The organism is Vibrio sp. Vb1755 (assembly GCF_033338635.1).
Classification (GTDB): domain Bacteria; phylum Pseudomonadota; class Gammaproteobacteria; order Enterobacterales; family Vibrionaceae; genus Vibrio; species Vibrio alginolyticus.
The window spans coordinates 24,190-30,752 of the sequence record NZ_JAWOTA010000039.1; the positions used below are offsets into that span (position 1 = coordinate 24,190).

Annotated in this window: 3 protein-coding genes; all 3 read left to right on the forward strand. The window is 44.4% G+C overall.

Annotated features, from left to right (window positions below; translation table 11 throughout):
* Positions 1–21 precede the first annotated feature (21 nt).
* The 3 genes from cadC to R7E00_RS21415 all read left to right on the forward strand — a co-directional run bounded on the left by cadC (position 22) and on the right by R7E00_RS21415 (position 5,908).
* Positions 22–1,584 carry a lysine decarboxylation/transport transcriptional activator CadC gene (gene cadC, locus R7E00_RS21405; protein WP_262606419.1) on the forward strand — a complete coding sequence of 521 codons (1,563 nt, stop codon included), beginning with the start codon at positions 22–24 and terminating at the stop codon, positions 1,582–1,584.
* Between the two features lie 727 nt (positions 1,585–2,311).
* Complete coding sequence (gene cadB, locus R7E00_RS21410; protein ID WP_005434864.1) at positions 2,312–3,655, forward strand: cadaverine/lysine antiporter; 1,344 nt, start codon at positions 2,312–2,314, stop codon at positions 3,653–3,655.
* 117 nt (positions 3,656–3,772) lie between these two features.
* Positions 3,773–5,908 carry a lysine decarboxylase CadA gene (locus R7E00_RS21415; protein WP_017635553.1) on the forward strand — a complete coding sequence of 712 codons (2,136 nt, stop codon included), beginning with the start codon at positions 3,773–3,775 and terminating at the stop codon, positions 5,906–5,908.
* Positions 5,909–6,563 lie beyond the last annotated feature (655 nt).

Consider the following 6,563-nt stretch of genomic DNA (forward strand, 5'->3'; position numbering starts at 1 on the left):
TAGATACGAGAGTTTTCATACATGGTTGGAGTCTATTTTCAAATCAATGACTGGGTTTTGAGCGTTGATGAAAATAAGCTGTATCGACAAGATAGGGAAGTTACTGTTGAGCCACGCTTAATTAATCTTTTGCACTTCTTAGCGGAGCATGCGAATGAGGTGTTCAACCGCGAGGAATTGATTCAGTACGTTTGGGCTGGAGCGATTGTGACCGATCAAGTGGTGACTCAATCCATCTTTGAGTTGCGTAAGCTACTACGTGACGGTCGAGAGGAAAATACCAACTACGTTATCACGGTGCCCAAACGTGGCTATAAGCTGGTAGCGAACGTGGTTACTATGACGTATGAAGAGTTTGTCACAAGTCGGCAAAATGAAGAGATCCCACCTTCGGTTGAAGAATCGGAAGAGGATTGTCTACCTATAGCACCAGCCGTTACCTTTCCTGCCGGTCCTCTAACTCGCGCGGTCTGCGAGATGTCAAAAGAGAAAAAAGCCCCTCAGAGCAAAAACAAAATCAGTCCTTGGCGATTGGGAATTATGAACTTCATCTGGATCAGTATGTTGGTCGTAGTGATGGGCGTGTTTACCTACAAGCAGTCGGAAGTGCGTATTACCCAAGCCATCGATACCCATCTTATTGAGTTCAAGTTTCAAGATAATTTTACGAATGAAGGGTTAAGCTACGATTTGGCAGACGGATTCGCCCAAAAGTTGATGTCCGACATTGCTCAAGTCAGTGATTACCGAGTCATGCTAAAGAAGGCGTCGTTTACTTCTGGCATTGTGCCTGGTAAATCGGTTGTGGTGAGAGTTCGTGAGAATGACGGTGGCAGCTTTTTAGAGGTGGAATATCGCAATAACTCATCTGAAAAAGTGTTGTTTAGTCGTCAATACGCGTTAACCAGTAGTCATTTAAAGACAGTGCTTCAACAAGCGTCGTTGGATTTGATGCAAGTGCTGAAAGTGTCGGATGCCAAATTGAAATCTACGATGCTGGTGGCGGGAATGCCAATGAATCCCGACGCGTTGGAGTTGTTTGTTCAGGCTAACCATTACCTTAATGTCTCTGATACTAAACAATTCCGCCAAGGTATCGACTTGATGGAAAATATTTTAGAAATCGAGCCGGATAATGCTTACGTTCAAGCTGAGTTGTTGATTGCTTACCATGTACAAAAGGCACTTGATTTCTCACAGGAGTTGAAGAAAGGGCGAATGCAGCAGCTCAGTGAAGCACTAGAGACTAATGTGAAAATGATGGTGGGGCCAATTCAACCGCGAATTTATGAAGCTTTAGCACTGCACGAAACCATCATTGGTGACATGGCGTTAGCCAAGCGGCATCTCGGACAGGCATTGAGGTTACGTGATTCAGTGCTTTCCTATGTGATTCGCGGTAAGCACGCCGAATTGGATGGTGATCTGGATTTAGCCAGTGAGTCTTACAGTGAAGCTTTCTATATTGATACGTCGGTTGAGACGTACCTGCTGTGCGAAAACTTGGTCTTCCCAAGTAACATGAAGGCGATTGATTACGCCATGTATCGCGCCGTTCACCCTTCTGTCGTTCGAATGCTTTAATTCTCTCGGACTCAACGTCAGCCTAATGCTAGCCCCTCATTTCGATGAGGGGCTTTTTTGTCGCTGTCGAAAAGTGAAAAGGGTGGGGCGGTGGGGCAATGACTTACGAAGGAGCTAACAACGCAAGCTTGCAACGGGAATACATACCCGCTTTGCTTCTCTATCTCTATCTCTATCTCTATCTCTATCTCTATCTCTATCTCTATTGATTGTATGAAGTGTCTGGATGAGTTATGTGGCGAGAATGATTTTGGTGCCTTCTTGCATGCGAGATGAATATTGACTTGGGTCAAGAAGCGCGATCAGGGAGAGATTTATGGAATCAACACTTCAGGGAATTAACCCTTCGGGATGGGGAAGTTGATAGAGGTTGATAACTTTTATCGCGATGACCAACGAGTTGATGAGAGTTTATCTATCGGTAGAAGGTTTGATGTTTTTCTTGTAACTGTATGAATAATATAGTTTTATGTTTTTATGTTTTTATGTTTTTATGTTTTTATGTTTTTATGTTTTTATGTTTTTGTGTTTATCATGTTTATCTCAACTTGATGTTGATGAACTAATCATTTTATTGATAACCCCAAGTTTATTTTTTTCTCAGTTTTTGGGCGTAGTCTTCACTTCGAAATTTAGCGAGGTCGAGCAGGTTCTTCCTCATAGCATCTCGCTAATTACCATTCAGTTTGAGTCATGTTGACTCGAGTAGAATAGATTTGGAGATGTTATGTCATCGAATGCGAAAAAAATCGGCCTTATTGCCTGTACGGGTGTCGTAGCCGGTAACATGATGGGTAGTGGTATCGCACTATTACCTTCTAGTCTTGCCTCTGTAGGCTCTGTTTCAATCTTCAGTTGGCTGATCTGTTTGGTCGGTGCACTGAGTCTGGCGTTTGTTTACGCTCGTCTGGCAACCAAAAACCCACAAGAAGGTGGTCCTATCGCTTATGCTGGCGAAGTGTCTCCGGTATTTGGTTTCCAAACGGGCGTTCTTTATTACCACGCGAACTGGATTGGTAACCTGGCTATTGCCATTACAGGTGTTTCTTACCTTTCAGTATTCTTCCCTGTGCTTAATAACCCAATCCCAGCAGGTATTGCGACGATTGCATCGGTATGGATCTTCACTTTCGTCAACCTACTTGGTGGTAGCTGGGTAAGCCGTCTATGTACGCTTGGTCTAGTTCTTATCCTTATCCCAGTTGTTGGTACAGCCGCATTTGGTTGGACGCACTTCGATACTGCGCTTTACAGCCAAAACTGGAACGTATCAGCAGGCACTGACAGCCACGCGGTAGTAACAGCGGTTCTTATCTGTCTATGGTCATTCGTAGGTGTGGAATCAGCAGCGGTATCGACTGGTATGGTAGAAAACCCTAAACGTACTGTACCACTAGCAACTATGTTGGGTACTGGTATCGCAGGTGTGATTTACATCCTATCAACTCAAATGATCAGCGGCATGTTCCCAGCGTCAGAAGTTGCGGCATCAGGTGCGCCATTTGCACTAGCAACCACTGAGCTATTCGGTAGCTGGACAGCACCATTCGTATCAGCATTCACAGCGCTAGCATGTTTCACTTCGCTAGGTTCTTGGATGATGCTAGTAGGTGAAGCAGGTAAACGCGCAGCAAACGACGGCAACTTCCCTAAAATCTACGGCGAAACTGACAAAAACGGTGTGCCTAAGAAAGGTCTAATCCTTGCGTCAATCAAGATGACTGCACTGATGGTTGTACTGATGTTCTTCAGCTCTAAAACAGCACACGCATCAGACTTGTTCAACCAGCTAACAACTGACGCAGTTCTACTAACTATGCTGCCTTACTTCTACTCAAGCATTAACTTGATTCGCTTCGAAGGTATGACAACACGCAACGGCTTCGTAATGCTGTTCTCTGGTGTGGCTTGTCTGTTCTGCTTCATCGCACTAGCAGGTGCAGAGGGCGGTACGCTAACAGCAACCTTCATCGTGTCTCTAGTTATCTTGATGTTCTACAGCAAAAAAGCAGGTCTTGCTCAGTACGTGAAAATGCACGCTGACGACATGCCTGCCCAAGCAAGCAACTAATCCCCAAAACGCTGGCACTACGGTGCCAGCCCATAAAACCCAAATTCACGCGGCGCTCACCTTACTCATTGCCTGTAAATGGCAAAGAGCGCCCTCATTCGCCTTGGAGATGTCCAAATGAATATATTCGCTATCTTGAACCACATGGGTGTGTTCTTTAAAGAAGAGCCAGTTCGTCAACTTCACGCTGCTCTTGAGAAAGCGGGCTACGAAGTGGTTTACCCAGTAGATGATAAAGACTTGATCAAAATGATTGAGATGAACCCACGCATTTGCGGTGTACTGTTCGACTGGGATAAATACTCACTAGAGCTATGTGAACGTATCAGCCAAATCAACGAAAAACTGCCTGTTCACGCATTTGCTAACGAACAGTCTACTCTAGACATTTCACTAACAGACCTACGTCTAAACGTGAGCTTCTTCGAGTACGCTTTAGGTATGGCTGACGACATCGCTATCAAAATCAACCAAGCGACTGAGGCATACAAAGATGCCATCATGCCTCCATTCACTAAAGCGCTATTCAAATACGTAGAAGAAGGTAAATACACCTTCTGTACTCCAGGTCACATGGGCGGTACTGCATTCCAGAAAAGCCCTGCTGGTAGCATCTTCTACGATTTTTACGGTCCAAACACATTTAAAGCGGACGTATCAATCTCAATGCCTGAACTAGGTTCTCTACTAGACCACTCAGGTCCACATAAAGATGCAGAAGAATACATCGCACGCACATTCAATGCAGACAGCTCGTACATCGTAACTAACGGTACGTCTACATCGAACAAAATCGTTGGTATGTACTCAGCACCTGCTGGCAGCACAGTACTGATTGACCGTAACTGTCACAAATCTCTGACTCACCTAATGATGATGAGCGACGTGACACCAATCTACTTCCGCCCAACTCGTAACGCATACGGCATCCTTGGTGGTATTCCACAAAGCGAATTCAGCCGCGATGTCATTGCAGAGAAAGTGGCGAAAACACCAGGTGCAACAGCACCAACTTACGCAGTAGTGACTAACTCAACTTACGATGGCTTGCTGTACAACACACAATTCATCAAAGAGTCGCTAGATTGTAAACACATCCACTTCGACAGTGCTTGGGTGCCTTACACTAACTTCAACCCAATTTACGAAGGTAAATGTGGTATGAGTGGTGAAGCGATGCCAGGCAAAGTGTTCTACGAAACACAATCAACACACAAACTGTTGGCTGCGTTCTCACAAGCTTCAATGATTCATGTGAAAGGCGACTTTGATAAAGAATCTTTCAACGAAGCATTCATGATGCACACTTCAACTTCACCTCAGTACGGCATTGTTGCTTCTACTGAAACTGCAGCGGCAATGATGCGCGGCAACACTGGTAAGAAGTTGATGCAAGACTCTATCGATCGCGCAATCCGCTTCCGTAAAGAGATCAAACGCCTAGAAGCAGAAAGTGACAGCTGGTTCTTCGATGTATGGCAACCAGAAAACATCGATACCACAGAATGTTGGAAACTAGACCCTAGCGATACATGGCACGGCTTCAAGAACATGGATGACAACCACATGTATCTTGATCCAATCAAAGTAACGCTACTGACTCCAGGGATGAATAAAGAAGGCGAACTAGAAGAATCAGGTATTCCTGCTTCGCTGGTGGCTAAATTCCTAGACGAGCGCGGCATCGTGGTAGAGAAAACAGGTCCATACAACTTGTTGTTCCTATTCTCAATCGGTATCGACAAATCAAAAGCAATGCAATTGCTACGCGGTCTAACTGAATTTAAACGTGGCTATGACTTGAACCTAACCATCAAGAGCTTCCTACCTTCGCTATACAACGAAGACCCAAGCTTCTATGAAGGCATGCGTGTTCAAGAACTAGCACAAGCGATTCATGACCTAACTAAGAAATACAACCTACCTGAGCTAATGTACAAAGCGTTCGATGTACTTCCAGAAATGAAAGTAACACCACACGCAGCATGGCAAGAAGAGCTTCGTGGCAACATCGAAGAAATCAAACTGGAAGAAATGGTTGGCCGCGTAAGTGCGAACATGATCCTTCCTTACCCTCCTGGTGTGCCACTAGTACTTCCTGGTGAAATGGTGACTCAAGAGTCTCGCCCTGTGCTGGACTTCCTAGAGATGCTTTGTGAGATCGGTGCGCATTACCCAGGTTTCGAAACCGACATCCACGGTCTATACCAACAAAAAGATGGTAGCTACACCGTAAAAGTATTGAAGAACTAAGTTCCTCTCGAAGATGACGCCATTGGGAATGCAAGCATGCTCCACTCTTACGAGCTCAATGCGTCATCGAACAATAACGACATTTAGATATACCCCTAACTAATCTGTCGTAAAGAGAAGGGCAAGGATGCTCTGATCTTTTCTTATATATATAGAAGAAACACTTTTCCAAGACTTCACCTGAAGTACCCCAAATAAAAAGCAAAGACCAAAAGAGCAGTTCGTCATCGTTCTGCTCTTTTTTCGTCTTTATATAGGTAGAAAGAGAAAAAAGAACCAATAGAGATAAGATCAGCAACCGAAATTACAAAGAAATAGGCGATCTTATAATGCGGAAGTCAGGTATTTCTTCATGAAAAGATCCTCTACAACCCGAAATATTAGACAAGATCGTTGAGTATCTATGCAGAATGCTTGTTATTTGTTCGGTTGAAAGTTTTTTTGCAAAAAACGCTTGTGCTAATTTCTCAACCCCCTATACTGCGCATCCACCGACACGGAGTGAGACGAAAGTCACACAGCGAGTCGGGAAGAGAGAAAAAAGAATTTGAAAAAATGCTTGACTCTCTCACGGTGTGAAGTAAGATACGCACCCCTAACGACGAGCAACTAAGTTGCTGAAAATGTTAGAAAAGCTCTTTAAAAATAAGAACCT

What these genes read in the sequence shown, in the direction of transcription:
- cadC (WP_262606419.1), top strand. Translation starts at nt 22, where the DNA reads ATGGTTGGAGTCTATTTTCAAATCAATGACTGGGTTTTGAGCGTTGAT.
- cadB (WP_005434864.1), top strand. Translation starts at nt 2,312, where the DNA reads ATGTCATCGAATGCGAAAAAAATCGGCCTTATTGCCTGTACGGGTGTC.
- R7E00_RS21415 (WP_017635553.1), top strand. Translation starts at nt 3,773, where the DNA reads ATGAATATATTCGCTATCTTGAACCACATGGGTGTGTTCTTTAAAGAA.